23 protein-coding genes, 1 other RNA gene and 2 pseudogenes are annotated in these 24,332 nt (G+C 48.2%); 10 read left to right on the plus strand and 16 right to left on the minus strand.

The window, feature by feature from the left end; all coding sequences use genetic code 11:
- Window positions 1–13 precede the first annotated feature (13 nt).
- From miaB to ACPXXB_RS09140, 10 genes are all read right to left on the minus strand, one after another.
- Window positions 14–1,369: a tRNA (N6-isopentenyl adenosine(37)-C2)-methylthiotransferase MiaB gene (gene miaB / locus ACPXXB_RS09095; RefSeq protein WP_423911085.1), complete on the minus strand. Its 1,356-nt coding sequence runs from the start codon at window positions 1,367–1,369 to the stop codon at window positions 14–16.
- Window positions 1,370–1,424: 55 nt separating this feature from the next.
- Entirely contained in the window at window positions 1,425–1,847 is a 423-nt protein-coding gene (locus ACPXXB_RS09100) for an adenylyltransferase/cytidyltransferase family protein (RefSeq protein WP_423906829.1), read from the minus strand.
- A gap of 65 nt (window positions 1,848–1,912) precedes the next feature.
- Window positions 1,913–2,821, minus strand: coding sequence for a LicD family protein (locus ACPXXB_RS09105; RefSeq protein ID WP_423906831.1), 909 nt, complete (start codon window positions 2,819–2,821; stop codon window positions 1,913–1,915).
- A gap of 356 nt (window positions 2,822–3,177) precedes the next feature.
- Entirely contained in the window at window positions 3,178–3,960 is a 783-nt protein-coding gene (locus ACPXXB_RS09110) for a YdcF family protein (RefSeq protein ID WP_423906832.1), read from the minus strand.
- A 61-nt stretch (window positions 3,961–4,021) separates the two neighbouring features.
- Complete coding sequence (locus ACPXXB_RS09115) at window positions 4,022–4,519, minus strand: peptidylprolyl isomerase (protein WP_423906834.1); 498 nt, start codon at window positions 4,517–4,519, stop codon at window positions 4,022–4,024.
- 181 nt (window positions 4,520–4,700) lie between these two features.
- On the minus strand, window positions 4,701–5,150 hold the full coding sequence (locus ACPXXB_RS09120; protein WP_423906836.1) for an EVE domain-containing protein: 450 nt from the start codon (window positions 5,148–5,150) through the stop codon (window positions 4,701–4,703).
- Window positions 5,151–5,296: 146 nt separating this feature from the next.
- A complete protein-coding gene (locus tag ACPXXB_RS09125) occupies window positions 5,297–5,911 on the minus strand; it encodes a 5-formyltetrahydrofolate cyclo-ligase (RefSeq protein ID WP_423906838.1) in 615 nt (204 codons plus the stop codon).
- A gap of 119 nt (window positions 5,912–6,030) precedes the next feature.
- Window positions 6,031–6,219, minus strand: a non-coding RNA gene (gene ssrS, locus ACPXXB_RS09130) — 6S RNA.
- A gap of 162 nt (window positions 6,220–6,381) precedes the next feature.
- Window positions 6,382–6,717, minus strand: a complete 336-nt coding sequence (locus ACPXXB_RS09135; RefSeq protein ID WP_423906840.1) for a cell division protein ZapA — start codon at window positions 6,715–6,717, stop codon at window positions 6,382–6,384.
- A gap of 70 nt (window positions 6,718–6,787) precedes the next feature.
- Window positions 6,788–6,991, minus strand: coding sequence for a hypothetical protein (locus ACPXXB_RS09140; protein WP_423906842.1), 204 nt, complete (start codon window positions 6,989–6,991; stop codon window positions 6,788–6,790).
- Between the two features lie 224 nt (window positions 6,992–7,215).
- On the opposite strand from ACPXXB_RS09140, the gene pepP reads away from it, so the two are divergent.
- The 5 genes from pepP (at window position 7,216) to ACPXXB_RS09165 (ending at window position 12,748) form a co-directional block, all read left to right on the plus strand.
- Entirely contained in the window at window positions 7,216–8,520 is a 1,305-nt protein-coding gene (gene pepP / locus ACPXXB_RS09145; protein WP_423906843.1) for a Xaa-Pro aminopeptidase, read from the plus strand.
- Complete coding sequence (locus tag ACPXXB_RS09150) at window positions 8,517–9,878, plus strand: FAD-dependent monooxygenase (protein WP_423906845.1); 1,362 nt, start codon at window positions 8,517–8,519, stop codon at window positions 9,876–9,878. The genes pepP and ACPXXB_RS09150 overlap by 4 nt, the downstream gene beginning before the upstream one ends.
- Before the next feature lie 18 nt (window positions 9,879–9,896).
- Complete coding sequence (locus ACPXXB_RS09155; protein WP_423906846.1) at window positions 9,897–11,162, plus strand: UbiH/UbiF/VisC/COQ6 family ubiquinone biosynthesis hydroxylase; 1,266 nt, start codon at window positions 9,897–9,899, stop codon at window positions 11,160–11,162.
- Window positions 11,163–11,317: 155 nt separating this feature from the next.
- Window positions 11,318–11,746 carry a ferric iron uptake transcriptional regulator gene (fur, locus tag ACPXXB_RS09160; protein WP_423911087.1) on the plus strand — a complete coding sequence of 143 codons (429 nt, stop codon included), beginning with the start codon at window positions 11,318–11,320 and terminating at the stop codon, window positions 11,744–11,746.
- Window positions 11,747–11,809: 63 nt separating this feature from the next.
- Window positions 11,810–12,748 carry a carbohydrate kinase family protein gene (locus tag ACPXXB_RS09165; protein ID WP_423906848.1) on the plus strand — a complete coding sequence of 313 codons (939 nt, stop codon included), beginning with the start codon at window positions 11,810–11,812 and terminating at the stop codon, window positions 12,746–12,748.
- Between the two features lie 88 nt (window positions 12,749–12,836).
- Here ACPXXB_RS09165 and ACPXXB_RS09170 read toward each other — a convergent pair.
- The 6 genes and pseudogenes from ACPXXB_RS09170 to icmF all read right to left on the minus strand — a co-directional run.
- Window positions 12,837–13,289, minus strand: a pseudogene (locus ACPXXB_RS09170) (type II secretion system protein N); the annotation flags it as partial.
- A gap of 334 nt (window positions 13,290–13,623) precedes the next feature.
- A complete protein-coding gene (locus ACPXXB_RS09175) occupies window positions 13,624–13,950 on the minus strand; it encodes a type II toxin-antitoxin system HicB family antitoxin (protein WP_423906850.1) in 327 nt (108 codons plus the stop codon).
- A pseudogene (locus ACPXXB_RS09180) lies at window positions 13,943–14,194 on the minus strand (toxin HicA). The gene ACPXXB_RS09175 and the pseudogene ACPXXB_RS09180 overlap by 8 nt, the downstream one beginning before the upstream one ends.
- A gap of 101 nt (window positions 14,195–14,295) precedes the next feature.
- Window positions 14,296–15,909 (minus strand): acyl-CoA synthetase, encoded by a 1,614-nt coding sequence (locus ACPXXB_RS09185; RefSeq protein WP_423906852.1) that lies wholly within the window; start codon window positions 15,907–15,909, stop codon window positions 14,296–14,298.
- 38 nt (window positions 15,910–15,947) lie between these two features.
- The gene (locus ACPXXB_RS09190) at window positions 15,948–16,799 is read right to left on the minus strand and encodes a 3-hydroxybutyryl-CoA dehydrogenase (RefSeq protein ID WP_423906854.1); all 852 of its coding nucleotides are present in this window, start codon (window positions 16,797–16,799) and stop codon (window positions 15,948–15,950) included.
- 31 nt (window positions 16,800–16,830) lie between these two features.
- Entirely contained in the window at window positions 16,831–20,181 is a 3,351-nt protein-coding gene (icmF, locus tag ACPXXB_RS09195; RefSeq protein WP_423906856.1) for a fused isobutyryl-CoA mutase/GTPase IcmF, read from the minus strand.
- 125 nt (window positions 20,182–20,306) lie between these two features.
- Here icmF and ACPXXB_RS09200 point away from each other — a divergent pair, with 125 nt between their 5' ends.
- The 5 genes from ACPXXB_RS09200 to ACPXXB_RS09220 all read left to right on the plus strand — a co-directional run bounded on the left by ACPXXB_RS09200 (window position 20,307) and on the right by ACPXXB_RS09220 (window position 24,332).
- Entirely contained in the window at window positions 20,307–20,681 is a 375-nt protein-coding gene (locus tag ACPXXB_RS09200; protein WP_423906857.1) for a MerR family transcriptional regulator, read from the plus strand.
- A gap of 197 nt (window positions 20,682–20,878) precedes the next feature.
- On the plus strand, window positions 20,879–22,732 hold the full coding sequence (locus ACPXXB_RS09205) for an acyl-CoA dehydrogenase (protein WP_423906859.1): 1,854 nt from the start codon (window positions 20,879–20,881) through the stop codon (window positions 22,730–22,732).
- 343 nt (window positions 22,733–23,075) lie between these two features.
- Window positions 23,076–23,789, plus strand: a complete 714-nt coding sequence (locus tag ACPXXB_RS09210) for a hypothetical protein (RefSeq protein ID WP_423906861.1) — start codon at window positions 23,076–23,078, stop codon at window positions 23,787–23,789.
- Window positions 23,768–23,989, plus strand: a complete 222-nt coding sequence (locus tag ACPXXB_RS09215; protein ID WP_423906863.1) for a hypothetical protein — start codon at window positions 23,768–23,770, stop codon at window positions 23,987–23,989. Before ACPXXB_RS09210 ends, ACPXXB_RS09215 begins: the two co-directional genes overlap by 22 nt.
- The gene (locus tag ACPXXB_RS09220) at window positions 23,976–24,332 is read left to right on the plus strand and encodes a hypothetical protein (protein ID WP_423906865.1); all 357 of its coding nucleotides are present in this window, start codon (window positions 23,976–23,978) and stop codon (window positions 24,330–24,332) included. Before ACPXXB_RS09215 ends, ACPXXB_RS09220 begins: the two co-directional genes overlap by 14 nt.

Here is a 24,332-nt window from a genome sequence, read left to right on the forward strand (position 1 = left end):
TTTAATGCAAGCTTTAAGCGACCTGTTTTTCATTAACCGAAAGCAATCTTCCGCGCAGGGAGTTGGGCAATGCTTCGGTGATCATGACATTAACAAAATCTCCAATAATTGTTGGGTCTCCATCAAAATTCACAACCCGATTATTTTCAGTGCGACCCGACATTTGCTTTGGATCTTTTCTTGACGGACCCTCGACAAGAATAATTTGTTCAGTACCGATCATTTCATGACTGAAAAAAGAAACTAAGTTAATAATCCTGGATTGCAAGGCCGACAGTCTCTGTTTTTTTACCTCCATGCTGACGTCATCTTCCAGTTCCGCCGCCGGTGTTCCCGGTCGCCGACTGTAAATAAAGCTGAAACTTTGATCAAATTTAATGGCTGAGATTAAATCCATTGTGGCCTGAAAATCCATATCCGTTTCACCGGGAAAGCCAATAATAAAATCCGACGACACGGAAATGCCCGGACGTGCAACTTTTAGTTTATCGATCCATTGCAGATAATCCTCTGCTGTGTAGCCGCGTTTCATCAGTTCAAGAATTCGATTCGACCCGCTTTGCACCGGTAAATGTAAATGGCCTGCCAACTCGGGAATTTCCGCATATGCTTCAACCAACTGGTCGGTAAAATCTATGGGGTGGGAAGTGGTGTAACGCAATCGATCAATACCCTCCACCGCAGCAACATAATGCAGTAATTCTGCAAACTCCATGATTCCGTCATCGCCGCCTCTGCCATCGTGGCCGCGATAGCCATTTACATTTTGCCCCAGTAAAGTAATTTCCCGAACACCTTGTTGCGCCAATCCGTAAACTTCGGTAATCACATCATCGAATGGACGACTGAATTCCGTCCCCCGTGTGTACGGCACCACACAGAACGAACAGTATTTGCTGCATCCTTCCATGATCGAAACAAATGCTTTGACCCCTTCCACACTCGGCGGCGGCAGACAATCAAACTTTTCGATTTCCGGAAAAGAAATATCCACGGCTTGTTGGCGTTTTTCTATGACTTGATTGAGCATTGCCGGAAGTCGATGCAGGGTTTGCGGGCCAAAAATCATATCCACATAAGGTGCGCGTTTCAAAATCATCTCACCTTCCTGACTGGCCACGCAACCACCCACGCCAATCACCAGGTTTTTGTTTTTCGCTTTAATTTCCCGCCAACGTCCGAGCAGAGAGAAAACTTTTTCCTGAGCCTTCTCACGCACCGAACAGGTATTCAACAACACAATATCCGCCTGAGCAGGATCCGCCGTAGTTTCACATCCATGGCTGGAACACAATAAATCCGCCATTCTTGACGAATCATATTCATTCATCTGGCAGCCAAAAGTTTTAATAAATAATTTGCGATTCATAACAAAATCATCCGACACTTTGCCTTGAATATTAACCCGATCCGGTCGAATCAAATCAACAGTATTTTTCAGGCGGTGACTCTTTGCACCGACGAATAATATCCGTGGTTGAAACATCTTTTGTATAATCGACCGTTCGGAATATGCCCATCTCAATGGGAGCCTTGTAGATACGCCGTCGTTGCTCATCGGAATAGTCGTCACCATGTACCACTAGATCGATGTCGTACTTCTCTATCCACGTGGGGTCGAATACCCACGGCGCATTGGGAATCACCTGGTCCACATACCGACAGGCAGCAACCGCCACGATACGCTGTTCCATCGTCTGTATCGGTCTGCGCTTATGAACCTTTGCCACATCATCAGAATTAATTCCCACCAAGACATAGTCCCCCAGGCTGCTGACCTGCCTCAGAAACTCAACATGCCCATAATGAAACAGATCGGCCACCATGTCTGCATACACTCGTATCATCGATCCGTTTCCGTTTTTATCCGGCTTCCCCACGGACTGGTATTTGGCATTAAAATCATGGCATCTCACTCCGTGGACAAGACACAGAGCCGGCCAGAAACTGCCGATGGATCCGCTCTGTAAATGTAGGTTTGGTCTTGAGTCAGATTCTCCTGATAGAGCACTTCCTCGTGGCTGTCATACTTGATAACGAGCGCGTACCAGTCATCGCCAGGCAGATTTAACTTCGTGTAGCCAAGCTTATTGGTCCTGGAACGGCCTACCCCGGCAACCCTGACCTCGGCGCCAAAAATAGGTTTACTCTCATAATCAAGGACCCTTAGCTTGCCGCCGCCCCTACTGCAACCGATGTTTTTTGAGGAAACGTCCCGGTCTGCCCCGGCTGCCAGGTAGGGACCATCCGCAACTAAATCCAAAACGTCTTTCTCAAACCCCACTTTCTTTGGTGTCATCCACGTTGCACCATACTTGTGACGCAAGTATTCTTCGGGCGGATTGGGGACCAGAAACTTCGCGCCAATAAAGTCTATTTCCTTCAATCGGGTAAAAAGCCTGGCAGGAATACGCACCCCAGGGTAGTGGACTATGCTGTGGTCAACGATCCTGTAGCAGGCCCAGTCTATCCTCGTTGAGGACTTCATCATCGACACGTTTATATAGTGGTCGTTGCGTTCAATCCTGGCAAAATACCCCTCGTCCCTAAAGGTTGAGACAACCGTATCTATGGTCTTTTCCGTGACCCCATGCAGTCCGATTATTGATCCAAGATCCAAGTCATCATCCCACGGAATAATACCTTTGTCCCTGATTGCGCCAAGGCATGTGCCTTGCCGAAGAAAGAAGACCACACCCAGTTGTTCCATAATCTGTTTTGCTTCCCTCAGCAACCCCTCGGCAATGGCTACATCCACTGGCGGCGCAACTGAATACGATCTTTCTAAAGCAGCTTCATCTGCTCCGTTACTCGATACCATTTTTTTCTCCACTTTTCATTATTTGAGTATGGACCCTGAATCAAAGCGCTGACATCATTGCCAACGAACGCGGTCTTTATTCAGCCCATGTGCTGTTCTCCTGTTAAATATGCGTTGCGGGAATCACTAAAAAAGCCGCCATCGGCAAGCAAAACCCAGCGAGCGGCCAGAATCAGGCACTCATCACCGGCACAGTAGATAGAATTAGGCTAGTACGACTAGTACGACGTATACCAGAACTGGAACTGCTGCTTGGCTACCATAGCCAACAGGTTGATTAAACAAGGGGACTATAACACAAAACAGCCCCTTCTTTCGGCTTCAAATTCTTTCAGGTCAAAACCGAGCCCTTAAATCTAAACCCAACCTCTTAGACGATATGCCCAGAGACCCAGGTATTCATGCCATGCTTTAGTAAAAATATTGAGCGCACCCAAAGACGGAAGCCAATTTATAAAGTCCGGAACGAGGGCGCCTGCCGCAATTATATCGGTGGTGCTTGGGATGACATTGATGCCGATTTTCTCAAAGGTTTTCACGGCCCTTGGCATATGAATTGCGGAAGTGACCAACAACACAGGTTCATCGAGCAATTTACTGTCATCAAGATAGGCATGAGTTTCCATCGCATTTTCTCGGGTGGACCGGGAATAACCTGCTTTCGCAATCGCATTTTCGGGGATGCCCCATTCCACAAGCAACCGGGAAATATAAAATGCTTCAGATTCCCGATCGTCTATCTTTAAGATATTTCCTGCTGATATGAATATGGTGGGCGCCTTGCCGGCCTGGAACAATCGAAAAGCATGCAATATACGATCAGAGCTTTCCACTAATTCCACTTCTAATCGAGGTTTGACTGGCATTCGGATAACGCCACCAAGCACCACTATCACCTTGGCATTGGGGGAGCTTTCGATTGGCTTTGGCGGATATTGATTCTCCAGCGATGCCGCCAATTGGCTTGCAACCATCGGTGAGGAAGTTACAACCAAAATAATCACGCCCGCCAGCAGACAAAATATCGATGACTTTTTACCGCCGAGAATCATCGAGATCAATGCCAACAAAAACAATATCAGCGTCAGTAACAACGGTGACAGCAAAAATGCCGACAGCTTGCTCCATGCTAAAACCACATCGCCAACCCCATCGTATCTCCGCCCGATTGCTTCAGATTTTAAACAAAACCTGACTGCATTATTCTGAAATGACCTCAGCCTTTTTTATCACTATGGCCTCTAGCGGCACGTCGCCATGTCCGCCAACATTTCCAGTTGCAACACCGCCGATTTGCTTTACAACATCCAACCCATTGATGACTTTGGCAAATACCGCATATCCCCATCCTTGTTGAGTTTTAGCGGTGAAATCGAGAAATGCGTTATCCACCAGATTGATAAAAAATTGCGAGGTGGCAGAATCCGGCACCGAGGTTCTGGCCATAGATAATGTGCCAACGGTATTTTTCAGCCCATTGTCCGCTTCGTTTACGATGGGTGGCTGGGTGTTTCGTTGATTCATATCCGGGGTAAATCCACCGCCCTGAATCATAAACCCAGGAATTACCCGATGAAATATCAACCCATCAAAGTGACCGCTCTGTACATAGCGAATAAAGTTTTTTACCGTTTCCGGGGCCTGTTCGGGATACAGTTCGATGTCGATGACACCAAGGGAAGTAGTCATTTTTATCATGTTTTTGTTTCCAGTTTCAGTGGCATAAGCAGGCAAGCAGAAAATGCTTGCACCAATAATTGATAAGACTGGAATTGATACAGCCAGACTAAGTTTTTTAAGCGATTTCATTAAACAAACCTGTTTAAGAGTGGATGCATGATAAATTGACAACAGAGAAATAACAATGCGTCGGCCTTACCTATAGTGCGTAAATAAAATCCCAATGCTTTTTCTCAACCGGGGTGATCGATAGTCGATTGCCTTTTTGCAACAGGCGCATACCCGATAATTGAGGATATTGCCTTAGTGCCTGCAAGGCAATGGGGTTATCCAATTTGGAAATAAACTTGACATCGACCATGATCCAGGTTGGATTGTCCGGCTTGCTTTTAGGATCATAGTAATGCTCGTTCGGATCAAATGCAGTGTGGTCGGCATAGGCTTCACTGGCAATTTCCATAAGGCCGACAATACCGGGCACTTTGCAACTCGAATGGTAAAAGAACGCTTTATCACCAATCGACATATCATCTCTCATAAAATTTCTGGCCTGGTAATTCCGAATCCCGTCCCAAGGCTCGATTTTAACCGTGGCTAAGTCATCAATGGAAAAGGCATCAGGTTCATTTTTCATTAACCAGTATTTCATAATTTTTCAAATAATAAATTTTTTACCTTGCCTGGATTAGGATTGTTCGCACTCACTCTTAATGGAACGGGCATTTCCTGTGGATTGGTCAACGTCAATTACCACATCTCCGATAACCAGGGTTTTCATTGCCTGATTTTTATGGATTAGGGCGCGTCTAAAGTATATATGTTTTTATCAGTTACAACAGTAGTCAGCGGAATGTCCCAGTAATCTACGGCAATATCGTCCACCTTCTGAATTTCGTGGGCGATTCCGATCAGGCGAGGGTTATGGTGAGGTTTGTCGGTTGATTTTTCTTTTAAGAAGGCGAAAGTCGTGTCATAAAAACCACATCCCATGCCGATCCGATTGCCATTTTGATCAAATGCCACCAACGGCATTAGCGCCAGGTCCAAACTCTGTGCTTGAATAATTTGATTCTGTTCGACTACCGGCTCCCTGATGCTGAATCGGTTTTCCACATATTCGGTTTGTTCATTCACGTTTGCGAACAACAGTGTATTTTTTTCTTCCTGAACAACAATCGGAAGGTACGTTTGTTTTGAATTCCGCCAACACCATTTCATAACGTCCATGGGATTAATTTCACCATCATTGGTTAAATACAGGGCGATTTTCGTAGCCGCCAAAAACGCGGCGACTGATTGCAACTGAGCTAATAGTCCGCTAGCCGCCACGGCTTGCTGGTCGGGACTGAGTGATCTGCGTTTATCGCGCATGGCATTTCTGAGCACAGCTTTATGACTATTATTGCTCACGCTATTGCACGCTATTGCTCTGGTATTATTCTGATATTGTTCTGGCACAAGATCGTTCAGGCGTATTTATCCAGGAGGCGGGTGGAAAATTGAACGAGCCCTAAAAATAAGAAAAACAGGTATTACCCGCAAGTGCCGTATGCTCACTTGCCTTGAACCGAAATGGTCCAAAGTGGGCGCAAAGAATAACTTCGGGATTCGCGCCAGCTAAACGCTGAGGTCATACACACCCGTCATTCATAACAGCACCCGAATTGATAGATTAGGTTCTGAGGGTTTCGGAGACAACTCGAACACCACAGGCAATACCCGCTTCAAGTCTAACACGACCACAACCTGTTGTGGAACCGATTTAATATTGGCGGGTCAGATTATACGAAAACCGTCAATGTAATCGCCGCTCCTGCACATATTTGTATTCCCCCGATTCGAAGCCTCAATTCAGATACCTAATTCAGATATTATGGGATTCAGGACACAACCTGCTGACTATCAGTCACGGCCTTGTCAATCTGGTCATGCAGCGATTGCAGTCTGGAATCCACATTTTCTTGCGCACCAACGGCCTTTTGAATTTGCAGCAATGAATGGGTGATGTTTAAACCGGCCATGATTGCACAGCGATCGATGGTCAGAATCTGACTGCCTTTGGCAACCGCGCGCATTTGTTTATCGAGATATGCCGCGGCTTCGACTAATCCTTCGGTTTCTTCATTACCGCATGCCACGGTAAATTCCCGCTGCATTATGCTCACTTTCACGCTTTGTTTTACGCTTTGCTGCTGTTCCTGTTTTGGCATAGTCATTGAGTCGAGATGAATTCTGGTGTGTGATAATTCTTATGATGTTTTTATTAATATTTTTATGAACTCGAACTCAGGGTTCCAGTGATTTTAGTCTCGAAACAATTTGCTCCACGCGACCCCTGGCGATTTTATTTTTTTCCTGTAGCGACTTAAATTCCTGGCGCAGCATTTGCTGGTCGGTTCGCAGTATTTCATTTTCACGCCCCATATCTTCGACCAATTTGATCATGTCTGCTACACGTTGCTCTAATTTTTGCAGGGTGTCTTCCGTCATTTTTATAACCGCCAATCGATATTTCGTTGATATTTCTAAAAAGCTGTTTATTGTCGGATATGCTTTTGGATTGATATTTTACTAAATATATCAACTTTTTCGGTCAATTTGACAGATTCATTAATATTAAATGATGAGAAAATTTTACGCTCTGGTTTACAATACCCATACAAATCAAAGTAAATCATACACCATGCTTAATTCCTTAATTGCCGACGGCCGCCATGACCGCTGATGCTTACCAACGTCGTCGCCAGGACCTGATGCACTTTATCGGCGATGGCATTGCCATCTTGACCACTGCGCGCCATCAAATGCGTAACGGCGATGTGCTTTTTCAATTTCGCCCGGACAGCGATTTTTATTATCTCACTCATTTTTCCGAGCCCGAAGCGGTAGCTGTTTTTATTCCCGGTGGAAAGGCAGGGGAATTTTTATTGTTTTGTCGGGAAAAAGATGCGGCCAAGGAGCAATGGGATGGTCGTCGTGCCGGGCTTGAAGGCGCGGTTTCCGACTATGGCGCGGACCAGGCATTTCCTATCGACCAACTGCAGCAAAAGCTTCCGGAATTACTCGACAATCGCGACAAGGTTTACACCATGATGGGGCGCTATCCTGAATTCGACAGTGAATTATTGGACTGCATCAACACGGTTCGGCGTAAACGCCGTTGCGGCGCCCGCGCACCGGGCGAGTATGTCGATGTTCGTCATATCCTCCATGAAATGCGCATCATCAAGAAAAAAGACGAAATCAAGATCATGCGCAGCGCAGCAAAGCTATCCGCAGCAGCGCACAGACGCGCCATGCAATTCACTCAGCCGGGGAAATTTGAATATCAGGTACAGGCGGAAATGGAATGTGAGTTTCGTCTGGGCGGCAGCAAATACAATGCCTACCCGTCTATCGTTGCTGGCGGCGCCAACGCTTGTATTCTTCATTATCTGGAGAATAGTTGCGAATTGCATGATGGCGACTTATTACTTATTGATGCGGGCGCAGAGGTCGATTGCTATGCCGCAGACATCACTCGAACTTTTCCGGTCAATGGAAAATACAGCGGTGAGCAAAAAGCGCTGTACGAAATTGTTCTGGCCGCGCAAAAAGCGGCGCTCAATGAAGTTAAACCCAACAACCGTGTGGTTGAGTATCATACAGCGGCAGTACAAGTGCTGACCGAGGGCCTGGTTGATATTGGACTGTTGGATGGAGAAATTAACGAACTCATCGAAACCCAAGCCTATCAGCCGTTTTATATGCATCGAACCGGGCATTGGTTGGGGATGGATGTGCATGACGTAGGCGATTACAAAATTGACGAACAATGGCGTATTCTGGAACAGGGCATGGTATTGACTGTTGAGCCTGGACTGTATATTTCAGCGGCCAACGATATCGATCCCAAGTGGCACAATATCGGCATACGCATCGAGGACGATGTGCATGTCACGCGCCAGGGAAACGAAGTGCTTACCAAAGATGTTCCTAAAGAAATCAATGAGATAGAAGAATTGATGGCGAGAAAATGACAACGGAAAGCAATCCCGGAAACCACGCCCACGGACTGGATGGTAAAGCGGATATCATCATCATCGGCGGTGGTCTGGTGGGTGCCAGTCTCGCGGTCGCCCTCAAGCCCACCGGCAGGAATGTACTGCTTGTTGAATCTGTCAATCCTCAATCTGACGATCAATCGGCCCACCAATCCAATGACGACGAACGCACCGTGGCGCTGACTCACAGTGCAAAACTAATTTTCAGCGCAATGGGTATTTGGAAAAATATCCAGGCTATCCAGGCGCAGCCTATTTTGGATATTCACATATCAAATCGAGGTCATTTTGGTCAAACTCATCTATCCCATAAAGATGCCCGAATCAATAATACCAAGATCAATGCATTGGGTTACGTGGTGCCCATCAAGGTGATTGGAAAAGTTCTGTGGGCGCAATTGGAAAAGGATAAAAACACCCGCATTGCCTGCCCTGCTTACGCACAAAATCTGCGGCAACAGCGTGACTTTTGCTCAGTGGAAATTATCCATGAAGGAAAAACCAAGCGCATCAAATCAAAGTTGGTGGTTGTGGCCGATGGCGGTCGATCATCTCTTGGTCAGCAATTGAATCACGATGCGCAATTTCATCACAAAGCGAGGGCCACCGACTACGCACAATCCGCTGTTTTAAGTATCGTGACCACCGACCGACCCCACAATGGACGCGCCTACGAACGCTTTACCGACGAGGGGCCACTGGCGCTGCTGCCGCATAGCACGATTGAGGATATGGGTGATGCCAAGTGCCGATATGCTTTAGTGTGGACGACCCGCCGGGATAATGTGGCATCGCGGATGTCTTTATCTGATGATGAATTTGCCGCATCGTTGCAAGATACATTCGGTGATCGTGCCGGAAATTTTAGCAATCCATCACCGCGCAATCATTACCCGCTCAAACGCTTGACATTGCCGGACCCAGCCAGCGGACGAGTTATCATTATCGGCAATGCCGCCCATACCGTACATCCGGTGGCCGGGCAAGGGTTTAATCTGGGATTGCGGGATGTCGCCGAACTGGCCGAAATTATCTTTAATCTGCCGGATTCGGACCCGGAAAATTCGCACCGGGAAAATTCTGGCCTGGGCGATGAATCGATGATCAATGCCTACACTCGGTCGCGCAAGCGCGATACCGAAATGGTGAATAAATTGACCCACGGTTTAATAGCGGTTTTTTCCAACGATTCAAAAACTTTGGGGTTTATCCGAAATCTTGGCCTCAACACGATCGAGCATTGCCCGCCGGCCAAACGATTCTTATTGAAACGCACTATGGGGCTTGCCGGAAGGCAATCGAAGCTGGCTTTGGGCATCCCATTAAGCGAATAGATTACCGGGAAATCCAGGATGCCAAAGAAATCCGGTGCGCCATCTGATACGACATGCGATGCCACATTTGACGTTGTTGTCGCCGGCGCCGGGATGGTCGGCGCCACCGCAGCCTGCTTATTTGCCAAGCAAGGTTTGCGGGTCGGATTGCTTGACAGCAAGTCCGTCCCGGATTGGCAAGCTGACACAATTTGTCCACCGGGCGATTCACGGGTCAGCGCAGTTAACATCGCATCAATGAATATTTTTCGGGAGTTGGAGGTATGGCAAGCCATGCTGGATAAACGAGTGAGTCGCTATCACGCCATGCACGTCTGGGAGCAGGGTGGCGATGCAGCCATTTCCTTCGATGCCCAAGCCTTAGGTCAACCCCAACTGGGATTTATCATCGAAAACAGTGTCATGGTCAGCGCCTTGATTGAGAAACTGCGCCAAAACTACAATGCGTCCATCATGGAGAGCACTTCTTTATCGCAAAGGCAAATCCATAAAGATAAATTAGTATTAGTCACAGCAGACAACAAATCGCTTGAATGCGGATTATTGGTCGGTGCCGATGGCGCGCAGTCAAAAGTCCGAGAACTATGCGACATTGATACGGCTTCCTTCGATTATGAGCAGGATGCCATTGTGACCCGTGTCACAACTGAGAAAAACCATCAAAAAACCGCGTGGCAAAGTTTTCTGCCCACCGGTCCGGTAGCCATGTTGCCGTTACAAGACGGCAGATGTTCCATCGTCTGGTCCTGTGACCGAGCCGGTGGAATGGATTGCGCCGACCGCCTCATGGATTTATCCGATGATGCGTTTTGCACGGTATTGTCCAGCTATTTCGATCAACATCTGGGGCGCGTACTTGAATGTGATGAACGATTTCGTTTTCCATTGCGCCAGTATCATGCCGCGCACTATATTTCCAAATACACCGCACTGGCAGGGGATGCCGCCCACATCACTCATCCGCTGGCCGGACTCGGCGCCAACATCGGATTTATGGATGCGGCTGCCTTGGCGGAAGTTGTGAACACTGCTCGCACTAAAGGGCAAAACATCTCAAACCACTCTGTGCTGCGCCGCTATGAACGCTGGCGCAAAGGAGAAAATGCGCTGGTGTTAGGCATGATGAAAGGTTTCAAAACGGTATTTGGGCACGATCAGGAGCCCATAAAAACCGCTAGGCGCCTGGGCTTGAATGTAGCCGACCGGATGCCTCCGCTAAAAGCACAATTTGCCAAATACGCCATGGGTCTGTCCGGCGATCTACCTGAAATTTGTAAAGGATAATAAGAAACGGGGGCGCTCTTGGCTGTAATTCTGCCTGATGCTTTGCCGTCTTTCTTTGCGGTCCTGTTTTACATGAATCAACGAAGCAACAGAACACGAATCAAATGGCTTGTTTGAGGTATAATTGACACATCAATCTCTCGTTACAATAGCCGATAGTGGACAGCGCCGATCTTAAGCAAGCAGGATTAAAAACCACCCTGCCCCGACTGCGGGTGTTATCCATACTTGAGAACAGTAAAATACGCCATCTCTCGGCCGAGGATGTCTATAAGGAATTGCTCAACGAGGAAGATTCAGTGGGACTGGCCACGGTATATCGTGTGCTTACCCAGTTTGAAGATGCCGGTCTGGTCATTCGGCATCACTTTGAAGGCGATCGATCTGTGTTTGAACTCAACGACGAAGACCATCACGATCATATGATTTGCGACCAGTGTGGCAAGGTTACCGAATTCGTTGACAGGCGAATCGAATCGTTGCAGGAAAAAGTTGCCGAGGATCATGGCTTTTCCTTACAGGACCACTCCCTTACACTCTACGGAATTTGTGCGCGTTGTCAAAATAGCCGACTGCCAAAATAACCCGCAAAATCATTCCCTGTAAACAATAACTCATTTCTATTAATTTTTTCACGGCGCGGTTTTGTGTCCACTTTAATCACTGGTTCGTTCGCATATGACACCATTATGGTGTTTCGGGATCAATTTAAAAACCACATTCTTCCCGAACAGCTACACATCCTCAATGTGTGCTTTTTGGTGCCCGACATGCGCAAGGAATTCGGCGGCTGCTCCGGCAATATCTCATATAATCTGCACCTGCTTGGCGGCGAGCCGGTTCCGATGGGCACAGTCGGTCAGGATTTCGCTCCCTACCGTAATTGGCTGGAAAAAATTGGCCTCGACTACCGCCATGTAAAAGAAATCCCGAATACCTATACCGCCCAGGCATTCATTACTACGGATACCGACGATAATCAGATTACTGCATTTCACCCAGGGGCGATGAATCATGCCCACGAAAATAAAATTAGCGAGGCCACGAATATCGACATTGGCATAGTCGCTCCAGACGGTCGCGATGCCATGATTGAGCATGCCGCGCAATTTGCGGACGCCAACATTCCGTTTTTCTTTGATCCCGGCCAGGGCTTGCCCATGTTTGATGGCGACCAGCTCAATCGGTTTATTGAGCAATCGAACTATGTGGTTGTCAACGACTATGAATCGGAAATGCTGATCGATAAAACCGGCAAAAGCCTGGCGCAAATCGCAAGGCAAGTTGAGGCTCTAATCGTTACCCGTGGAGGAGACGGCTGTGACATTTATGCGAACGACACCCAAATTCATATCGCCCCAATTAAGATATCCGGGATTAAAGACCCCACAGGTTGCGGCGACGCTTTTAGATCTGGATTGCTATACGGTGTGGCTAACCAGTGGGATTGGCAATCTACCGGTCAGCTGGCATCGGTAATGGGAGGCATTAAAATTGAACAGACCGGAACCCAGAATCATCAACCAAGCAAAAGCGATATCGAATCCCGCTACAAAGAAAATTTCGCAACAGCGATTTCATTGTAAAGAATCAAGTCGGGGAAACACCATGCGAACCTTGAATTGAGCAAATCCAATTTAGTCTAATCGAAAGCTCTTGAAGCGGCTAGAAAAACTATTGCACTTGTTCCGCTTCGAGGAAATTTTCGTCGTCGGCTTTGGCATCGCGTCCCACTATCTGGGTTAGCGTCGCAAGTTCTACTACACTAAGATTTAATTGTTTTATAGTCTCTGTCGATAGCGCATTGGTATCGGCAAATCCCAGAATTTCTCGCTCGAGTTGAAGTTTTTCTATTTTGCCGCGGTAGTCAATTAAAATGTGACCGCCTTGGATGGCATGCAGTTTGGCACTGGTCTTTCCAATTTTCTGACCTACGCCGACCACACTGGTTTCGCATCGCTTAACTTCAATCATGGCGTAACCAAATTCTGTCGATGAGGCAGAAACCAACCCGGTTAGTTTCAGTTTCATCTGGGTTTTTGGTGCGTTGATAACTTTAGGTTGCACAACTTTTGCGGCTGCGGGTTGAACATCAAATAAATGCACCTTGATCGCCGCATCAAGAGATAATGTCTGGTTGACCTGCTACGCAATTGAACTCTCCCCAAAGTGCAACACCTAATCATCATCAACCAGCATACGGTATCGCAAGGTGATGTCATAAACTATCCAGGCCATTTCCAGGCCATTGCGGTCAATGATAAACCCAAGGCTAACCAAGCAAGAGAATTATGTGTTTTTGCATTCATTCTGTAACAAACTCATAGTTGCCTGAATCAGATAAACAATTTAGATACTTCAACCCATAACAGATTCGGTCCGCCTTGGTGCAATATCCGGGCGGATATCCGAAATAACATTGTACTGTAAATCCTGACCGGACTAACTGAGCATGCGTAGATTAGTTTAATTTACTTGATACCAGCCGGTTTAAACTAATACCTGACTCAGCGGCTTGTATTGAAAGCATGCGGTGAGTTTCCGGTGGTACGCGCACCATAAATTTACCGCTGTAACTTTTAATCGCAATTGGCTCAGGCGCATTCTCTCTATTTTTGATCATATCATCTAAACATCCTTTAACTAATTTTCTGATACCCGCCAATGCCTTCTCAGGCGTTTTATCAAGCCAGCTCAGGCTTGGAAACTCAGCGCATAGGCCGACATGCTCCTGATCTTGTTCAGACCAGATTAAGCGGTATGTATAACGATCGTGGTTTTTAGTCATCTTGAGCCTCCAAACGCTCAATCGCTTGTAGCACTTGCCCTACCTGATAAGGTTTGGCTTTGCCTTTGGAGTTTTGAATATTTACTCGAGGGTCACCTTGCCATGGCGTTTTGTAAACCTTGTGGCTGGACCTCGACTACCTAGGCTCCCCGAAGAAATGGTCGCAGACCTTGCATAAATCATTGAAACGAATACTTTTAGGGTTCCGTTTCATTTGATCAAGCATGCCTTTGATGGTAGCCATACCCGTATAGTATCATTATTGATACTATATTTCAAAACGGAAACGAACCTCGGCAACGGCTCCAACGGATAATGGGTCGGCAGTCCGAACTTGACATTACCTCAGGCAGACTCCCTGAGCAATCGGCGAATTATCTTTCCTGTGGTCGTTTGTGGCAAAGATTCAACGAATTGTATTTCACGAGGATATTCATGCGCCGACAGACGCACCTTTACCCATTGCTGAAGCTCACCAATTAATTGCTCGGATTGTTTGTAATTATCATTCAGTTTTACAAATGCCTTGACAATTTCTGTCCGCATCGGATCCGGCTTGCCGATAACAGCCGCCATCTGTACCGCGGGATGGCCTATCAGACAATCTTCAATCTCCCCCGGTCCAATACGATATCCCGACGAGGTAATCACATCATCATCGCGCGCCACAAACTTTATCGCGCCATTTTTTTGGGCAATCCCCTTATCGCCGGTCAACATCCATTCTCCAATAAATTTCTCCTGCGTTTTTTCTGCATTATTCCAGTATCCTAAAAACATAACCGGGTCAGGCGCGCGCACCGCGATGCTGCCAATTTCTCCGAGCGCAACAGCTTCTCCTGTCGCCGAAATCACCTGAACATCGTGCCCCGGCGCCGGCAATCCCATTACCCCGGGAACTGGCGGAAAAAGCGATCCGCAGCTCGACACAATCATATTGCACTCGGTCTGTCCATAAAACTCATTGATGGTCAAGCCAAATATTTCACGTCCCCACGCCAATAGCTCGGCTCCGAGCGTTTCACCACCACTGGCGATAGTTCGCATCGGCTTTGCGACATGACTTTGCGCCTTGCTGACTGTGCGCATCATCCTTAATGCTGTGGGCGGCAAAAAAGCATTACGTATTGCATGTTTATTGATTAAGGCAAACGCGGCTTCGCCGGTGAACTTCTTAAAACGGCGGGAGACAACAGCAACGCCGTGGTGCAAGGCCGGCATTAACACATCCATCAATCCGCCAATCCAGGCCCAGTCAGCCGGGGTCCAAATTTTATCGCCCGGGTGCGGAAATAAGTCGTGGCTCATCTCCACACCAGGAAGATGCCCCAGTAAAGTGCGGTGAGCATGCAGCGCCCCTTTTGGGTTTCCGGTCGTCCCTGAGGTGTAAACAATTAATGCGGGATCATCTGCTCGAGTATTGTACGCTCGATAATCCTCGCTATGCTGTTCTATTTCTTTGGCTAAATCAATGGCATCGCACTGAGTGCCTTCAATACAAAGAACGCTTTGCAAATCCGGCAACTGGTCGAAAATTTCGGATAGCCTGTGCGCCCCCTGAGCATCGGTGATAACGATTTTTGCGGCGCAGTCGGCAAGACGAAACTGCAACGCATCCCTTCCAAACAGCGTGAACAAAGGCACCACAATAGCGGCCAGCTTATACACAGCGATATGGGAAATTGCAGTATATGGGTTTTGAGGCAGCAGAATCCCAACTCGATCGCCCCGACTGACACCCAGACTGGTTAACAGATTGGCCAGTTGATTTGATCGTGCCCTTAACTGCTGGTAGGTGAATTGTTCCTGGTAATCGCCATGGTCATGAATAATCGCAACCTGGTCAGGGTAGGTATCGGCCCAACGATCACACACATCAACGCCGATATTGTAGTATTCAGGAATATCCCATCTGAATCGGTCACGAATTTGTTCGAATGAGTTTCCCCGTTCCAGCATTATCAACTGCGTTGCCTATTTGTTAGCGCCATCCAGACTCAGCGGTATTCATAAAATCCTTTTCCGGTTTTTCGCCCCAAGTGATTGGCATCAACCATCTTTTTCAACAACGGGCAGGGTCGGAATTTCGGATCGCCCATACCGTCTTGTAAAACCTCCAATACCGAAAGGCAAACATCCAGGCCAATTAAATCCGCCAACGCCAGAGGGCCAATCGGATGGTTCATGCCCAATTTCATTATTTCATCTATCGCTTGCGCTGTGGCGACGCCCTCATGCAATGCAAAAATGGCTTCGTTGATCATTGGAATCAGGATGCGGTTGGACACAAAACCCGGGCTGTCATTTGCGACGACTGGCGTTTTTCCCAACCTGTGAGAAACAGACTCTGCCAGCTGACAGGTTTGATCGCTGGTTTGCATTGCCCGTATGATCTCGATTAACTGCATTACTGGAACCGGGTTCATGAAATGCATGCCGATGACTTTATCCGGGCGATTTGTTTGCGCAGCGATACGGGTAAGTGAAATTGATGAAGTATTGGAGGCCAGCACGGCGCCAGACTTACACAGCGAATCCAGTTGGTTGAAAATCCCGGCCTTGACCTCAAAATTTTCAACCACCGCTTCTATTACAAAATCAGCTTGGCTAAGGATATTGATATCCGTTGTGGTTGAAATTTTGAGTAATGCAGATGATTTTTCATCGGCACTGATTTTTTCTTTTTTGAGCAGCCGCTCCAGACTGCTCTCGATGCTCCGCGCACCCCGTTCAAGAGATTCGTGATCGACGTCCACCAGCATTACATTAAAACCAGATGCGGCAAATACCTGTGCGATGCCATTTCCCATGGTACCCGCACCGATCACACCGACTGCCTTTATGTCCATTTTTTATTCGGGCGCTTAAAATTTCAGGTCTCTACATATTGCGACGATATTGGCCGCCAACTTCGTACAATGCCTCCGAAATCTGACCAAGAGAACAGTGCCGAACCGCAACCATCAATTGCGTAAAAATATTTTCGTTATTGATCGCAGCGTGTTTAACCCGGGTTAGCGCATCATCACAGTGCGCACGATTTTTCTGCTGAAACGAGCGCAATCTTTTGATCTGGCTTTGCTTTTCCTGCTCGGTGGAACGAGATAGCGCCATGCGCCCTGCCACTTCAACTGGATTGGCCCGATTGGCATTAAGAAACGTATTGACCCCAATGATGGGCAAACTGCCGTCATGTTTGCGCTGCTCGTAGGCTATCGACTGGTCTTGTATCTTGCCGCGTTGGTAACCGGTTTCCATTGCCCCCAGCACCCCTCCGCGTTCAGAAATTCGTTCAAATTCCGTAAGCACGGCTTCTTCCAATAACTCAGTCAGTTCATCAATAATAAAACTCCCCTGATTAGGGTTCTCATTCATCGCCAAACCCCATTCGTTATTGATGATTAATTGTATCGCCATCGCCCGACGCACCGATTCATCTGTCGGCGTGGTAATCGCCTCATCAAAAGCATTGGTATGCAAACTATTACAATTGTCATAGATTGCAATTAACGCTTGCAAACTTGTACGTATATCGTTGAAATCCATTTCCTGCGCATGCAGGGATCGGCCTGAGGTTTGAATGTGATATTTTAATTTCTGCGAGCGTTCATTGGCGCCATAACGATCGCGCATCGCAACCGCCCAGATTCTTCTGGCAACACGGCCCATCACGGTATATTCGGAACACATGCCGTTACTAAAGAAAAACGATAAATTGCCGGCAAAATCATCGATGTGCATTCCTCTGGCCAAATAGGCTTCTACATAGGTGAATCCATTGGCCAGCGTAAATGCCAGTTGGGATATCGGATTTGCGCCGGCTTCGGCGATGTGATAGCCCGATATGGATACCGAATAAAAATTGCGAATCTGGTTGTCTGTGAAATATGCCTGAATATCGCCCATCAATTTCAACGCAAATTCAGTGGAGAATATGCAGGTGTTTTGGCCCTGGTCTTCCTTGAGAATGTCGGCCTGCACGGTGCCGCGAACCTTGGCTAGCGCAGCGCTTCGAATTTCCGCCGCTTGCTCGGCATTCGGTATTGTGCCTTGATTGGCGGTAAACGCCGCGACCTGTTGATCGATGGCAACATTCAAAAACATGGCTAAAATTATCGGCGCCGGTCCATTGATTGTCATCGAAACCGAAGTCGTCGGACAGCATAAATCAAATCCTTCATACAAGGCTTTAAGGTCATCCACAGTGGCGATGGACACGCCGGAATTGCCGACCTTGCCATAAATATCCGGGCGTTCGTCAGGGTCGCATCCGTACAGGGTTACCGAATCAAACGCCGTCGAAAGGCGTTTTGCTTCGGAATATTCCGACAGTTTTCGAAACCGTTGATTGGTCTTAAAGGCATCACCTTCACCGGCAAACATTCGGGTAGGATCTTCGTTGCTGCGCTTAAATGGAAAAACCCCGGCGGTAAATGGAAATCGCCCCGGCAGATTATCCAGCATCAGCCATTTCAAGCGCTCCCCATGATCGGCATAGCCGGGCAAGGCAACCTTCGAAACTTTTGTTCCCGAAAGCGTTTCAAATTTTAATCGGGTTGCTATTTCCCTATCCCGAATAACCACTACCAACTCGTCGTTGGCGTAGTCTTGTTTTAGCTGCTGCCAGGCCGTGAGTTGTGCTGCGCTCTCTGGACCAAGCATTGATTTTTTCTCCGCGACCAATAATTCCAAAGATTGATTATCGGTATGGCCGGAATCGACCAGCATGGACAGCGACGATTCCAATTGTTGTATTTCTCTGGCTTTTTGCGATTCGCTTAGTGCCAGAATTTTATAGTCACGAACAGTTTCCGAGATTTCCGCCAGATAACGGATGCTCTTCTCCGGAATAATTTTATGCTGATCGGTTGAATATCGCGTCGTAACCACGGGCAATCTATTGGATGCTTTACTGACTGATTTATTGGCCGATTTATTGGGCATTTCATTGCTTAGAAAAGACCATCCGCCGTCATCGAATTGCGACAATATTTCCTGATACAAAGCGGTCAATCCATCGTCGTTGAAGCGTGCCGCAATGGTGCCGAAAACCGGCATCTCCATTGGATTGGCGGAAAAAGCCCCGCGATTGCGCTGCACTTGCTTGCACACATCGCGATAGGCATCCGCGGCGCCTTTTCGATCGAACTTGTTAATCGCAACGACATCAGCAAAATCCAGCATGTCTATTTTTTCAAGCTGAGATTGGGCGCCGAATTCCGGGGTCATCACGTATAACGAGCAGTCAACCAGAGACGAAATACCGGCATTGCCCTGCCCGATTCCAGGCGTCTCCACGATAATCAAGTCGAATCCGGTAACCTTGCAGGCGCCGATCATGTCCGACACATACTCCGGTAATTCGGTATTGCTACCGCGAGTCGCCACCGAGCGCATATAAATATTATCGTGATTGATTGCATTCATGCGAATTCGATCACCCAGTAATGCGCCGCCAGTTCTGCGGCGAGTTGGGTCAACCGCAATGATTGCGATTTTTAACCCATCGTCAAAGCCCAGTCGAAACCGCAGTATCAATTCGTCGGTTAATGACGATTTACCGGCGCCGCCAGTGCCGGTGATTCCAAGCACAGGAATTTTGTCTGCTGAATGATGGTTGTAGTGTGCAATCCGCCGCGCTAATTCACTGGGCAATTCACTGGGCAATTCACTGGTTGCAGCGCCATTCTCAAGCGCAGATAAAACCTGAGACAACGCTCTGCGGTCGCCATTGACTAACGGTTGCAGGATTTGTGGCGCGTCCACTGCGGTATCGAATTGACTCAAGGCGATGGCGTTTTCAATCATGCCGCTGAGCCCCAGCGCCTGACCATCTTCCGGGGCATAGATGCGAGTCACGCCGTATTCTTCCAGAATCGCTTTTTCTTGCGCGACAATGACACCGCCGCCGCCGGCAAATACGCGGATTTTGTCTCCGCCATTTTGACGCAGCATATCCATCATGTACTTGAGATATTCGACATGCCCGCCCTGATACGAACTCAGTGCGATACCGTGCACATCTTCCTGCAATGCGGCATTCACCACTTCGGCAACCGAGCGATTGTGCCCAAGATGAATAACTTCGACACCCGATGCCTGCAGAATTCGACGCATGATATTGATTGCCGCATCATGCCCATCGAATAAACTGGCTGCGGTGACAAAGCGAATATTTGATATCGCCTTTGCTGGCAATGGGTCGGCCCGGCTTAAAATAGTCTTGCCCAAAATAATTCTCGCTTCCGAAGTTGGATTCTGTTAGTTTTGCAACTTACATTACGTTTACGTAAACATCAATTTAATTTTGCCTGCTCAACAGCTATGCGCCTCAAATTGGTATGCCCCAAATCGGTATGAATGCACAGTCCACTTATACCATTTCTGATCTGTCAAAACACCTTGATTTGACCCTCCGCACCATTCGCTTCTATGAATCAGAAGGTTTGCTTAGCCCGGAAAGGACAAATGGCAAACGTGTCTATCGTGAAAGAGATTTAGTGCGCTTAAAATTGATATTGCGGGGTAAGCGATTAGGGTTTTCGCTGGCTGAAATCAAAACCACTATGGCGCTGTACGACACCCAGCCCAATGAAGCGGCACAACTGAAATACGTGCTGGCAATCATCGAAACCCATCGCCAGGAATTGCTTCAAAAACAACAAGACATCACCAATACGCTGGATGAAATGGAGGCAGTAGCCGAACGTATCCAGGCACACCTCGTTTAGTTATTCTTTGAACGTGGTGCCGAGTGTAGGTTTTGTTTAAGTTTGGTGTTTAATTCAAGCTCGTGCTCGTTCCTTTAAAATATAAGGGGTGCGAAGTGAAATTGGAAACCATGCGCGACAATTCAGCCAACAAAAATCAAATTAGACCAAGCAACATGAGAAAATTAACCTGAGAAAATTAACCTGAGAAAATCAACATGATCTACAAAGCGCCGACCCGGGATTTATTGTTTTCAACCGTACATTTAGCCGACCTCAAAGGCGTTGCCGCCCTGCCCGGCAATGCGGACGCAACCGCAGACCTAGTGGAAGCCATATTGCGCGAAGCCGCAAAAATCGGCGAGGAAATTCTCGCGCCGATAAACCGAAGCGGCGATATTCACGGGGTTAAATTGATGGATGGCCAGGTGCAAACCGCGCCCGGGTGGAAAGAAGCCTATGCCACATTCATTGAAGGCGGTTGGAACGGGCTGCCGTTCTCGCCGGAGCGTGGTGGTCAAGGCTTGCCCTGGCTGGTGGCAACCGCAGTCCAGGAAATTTGGCATGCATCGAATATGGCTTTCTCGTTATGCACATTACTGACCCAGGGCGCCATCAAAGCCATTGATCTGCACGGCTCCGCTCAGCAAAAAGACACCTTCATGGATAATATGATTTCCGGCATCTGGTCCGGCACCATGAATTTGACCGAGCCCGACGCCGGCTCAGATCTGGCCGCAGTAAAAACCCAGGCCATAGCCAATGGCGATCACTACCTGATAAGCGGTCAGAAAATTTTTATTACCTATGGCGATCATGATTTAACCGAAAACATCATCCATTTAGTGCTGGCGCGCCTGCCGGATGCGCCCGCAGGGGTTAAGGGAATATCGCTGTTTATTGTGCCTAAGTTCCTGCCCGATGAAAACCGCCAATGGAGCGTGCGTAATGATATCGAAACCGTTTCCTTGGAACACAAATTGGGGATTCATGGCAGCCCCACGGCGGTGCTGGCTTACGGTGCTGGCAACCATCGTGAAAAAGGCGGGCCTGGAAAAAACGGCGCGGTGGGATATTTGGTCGGGCAAGAAAACCACGGCATGAAATACATGTTCACCATGATGAATATCGCCCGGCTTGCCATCGGCGTCGAAGGCAATGGCGTGGCCGAGCGCGCCTACCAACAATCTGTGCGCTTCGCCAACGAGCGCGTCCAGGGCGCCGCGATTGAGAATCCGAACGGGCAGCGCGTTACCATCATCAATCATCCGGACATCAAGCGCATGTTGATGCTGCAGAAGTGCCGGATTGAAGCGTTGCGCTCACTGGGGCTGGTATTGGGCGCATCTTTCGACAAGAGTCTTAAACACCCCGACCCGGCGGCGCGAACATTTAACCAGGCCATGGTTGAAATGCTCACTCCAATCGCCAAAGGCTACATGACGGAAATGGGACTTGAGAATGTATCCATCGCCTTGCAAGTACACGGCGGAATGGGATTCATCGAACAAACCGGGGCGGCGCAGCATTATCGTGATCAACGGATTACACCTATTTATGAAGGCACCAACGGCATTCAGGCATTGGACCTGGTTGGCAGAAAACTGCTGCGCGACCAAGGTGATATGGCGCGCACAGTCCTTGAACACATTCGCAAGGAAATGGAAACCGTACACCAATCTGCGTTGAGTTCAATGCGTGAGCAGGTAATCGAAGGTCTGAATGCAGTGGAACAAAGCATGACGACGATCATGAAAATGGCCCGCGGTGATCTTTCTGGCGGTGATATTGCCGGCGTTAATATGAAGCAGGCGGCCGCCATTGCCGACCCCTATCTTCGGCTTTGGGGCACGGTAATGTGCGGCTGGCAACTGGCAAGAGCGGCAAGCGTTGCCATGGATTTTATCAATCTTGATAACGGCGGCGATCCGTTTTACCGAGCAAAAATTGAAACCGCAAAATTTTATTTCGCCTCTGAAATGCCAAAAGTCGCCTACCATCAGACGGTGATAAAACAAAGCGCGAATTGCATCGCCAATCTTGATACCGCTATTTTCGAAACGCTGCAATAAGCCCCCTCATCAGCTTGCCAAAACGCACCGCCAATTTGACTTGCTTAGACCAACTTAATCGACTTTTTCTCATCCGACTGGAATAACTCAAATTTCCAGTTATCTACGCCAGCCCCAAAAATAATGGTTGGTGTTTTCGCCTTGTGGTTGTATTTTCCACATTCAACAGGTTTGCTGTGTATAAGCTCATATACCTTTGGTTGTCGCGCCGGCGGGTATTTTGCGAAAATTATGTTGTCGGAAATAGTGACTCGATTAGTATTTCATATGGCAAATGCGACAAGTTTTAGTCCATAAAATTGCATTTTTCTACATCAACATACATCTAAAGGAAACCAACAATATGAATCTTCGCGTTGCGATACTCGCTATCGGATCTCTGGTCTGGGATGGAAAATGCCATCGCCAAAAATGGCGTAATGAACGGTTGCGGCTATGTGATCGAGAACGGGTTAAAGCGCCAATTCGCTATGGGAGAAAATCAGATAGCCGAGGCGATACTTACACAATGGTTTTCTCTGATCGGGATTCAGACAAAATGGGATGGGGGCTGGCAATTCCTTGCGTCCAAAAAGCCCAATCAACTGATGATTTGGTCAGCGAAGCGGAAGCGCTTTGGGCTGCTGAGCAATCAAAAAAGACACCCGCAGGTCCGTTATCCGCTTCTTGGGGATGTGTTGGAATGATTGTTACCCCCAATCTACCGCAGAAATCCGACATCATTTGTGAATGGTCTCAGGTGGTGAGGTCGAGACCAGCGTATCAACAATCATTGTATGCTTGCGAGAAGGAGCCGATTATTGATAAAGGTGGAATCCTCGACATCTCGTGGCCCAAGATAGGGAATAAAAAGTATTATGACGGCGCCGATATCCTCTTGGCGACAGTGAACAGATCGGATCCTGATGATGGCCCTTCACCGAAGGAGATCGCAAAAGCATGGAAGGACGACTCGAAGGGCAACATTCGTTATTTCCTAAAAAACCAAGAGTGGGAAATCGCGACAGCGGAAGACGAGGAGATTAAGAATTGCCTATGCCCAAAAGAATCCAACTAAGCGGCCTAAGCATCAACCGCGCCCTGCATGATTTAATCGCCAAGGAAATCACCCCGGGCAGCGGGGTTGAGGCGGCGGGGATTGTCGCGGACTTGGGGGGGCAAGAACCGCGCCTTGCTGGAAAAACGCGATTGGTTGCAGAAGAAAATAAACGCTTGACACTTGGCTCATCCGGGGCGGCCGGAGATGACGGCGTATAAAAGTTTCCTCGCCGAGATCGGTTGCTTGCTACCCGCTGGCGGTGATTTTTCGACGCGAACCGACGGCGTTAACGACGAGGTCGCGGTCATCGCCGGGCCGCAGTTGGTTGCGCCGGTGGACAACGCGCGCTATGCCCTCAACGCCGCCAATGCGCGCAGGGGCAGTTTGTACGATGCCCTCTATGCCACCGATGTGATCGCCGAAGTGGAAGGCTGCAAGCGCACCGCCAAATACAACCCGGTGCGCGGCATGACCCACTGGCGGGCTTATCACCGCTCGCCCACCATTTCGCCGGAAGCGAAATGGCGCGTAGTCCGCGAAGCGGATTCGTATCAGGGATGA

It is taken from the genome of Candidatus Spongiihabitans sp. (assembly GCF_965237845.1).
GTDB lineage: Bacteria > Pseudomonadota > Gammaproteobacteria > Arenicellales > Poriferihabitantaceae > Spongiihabitans.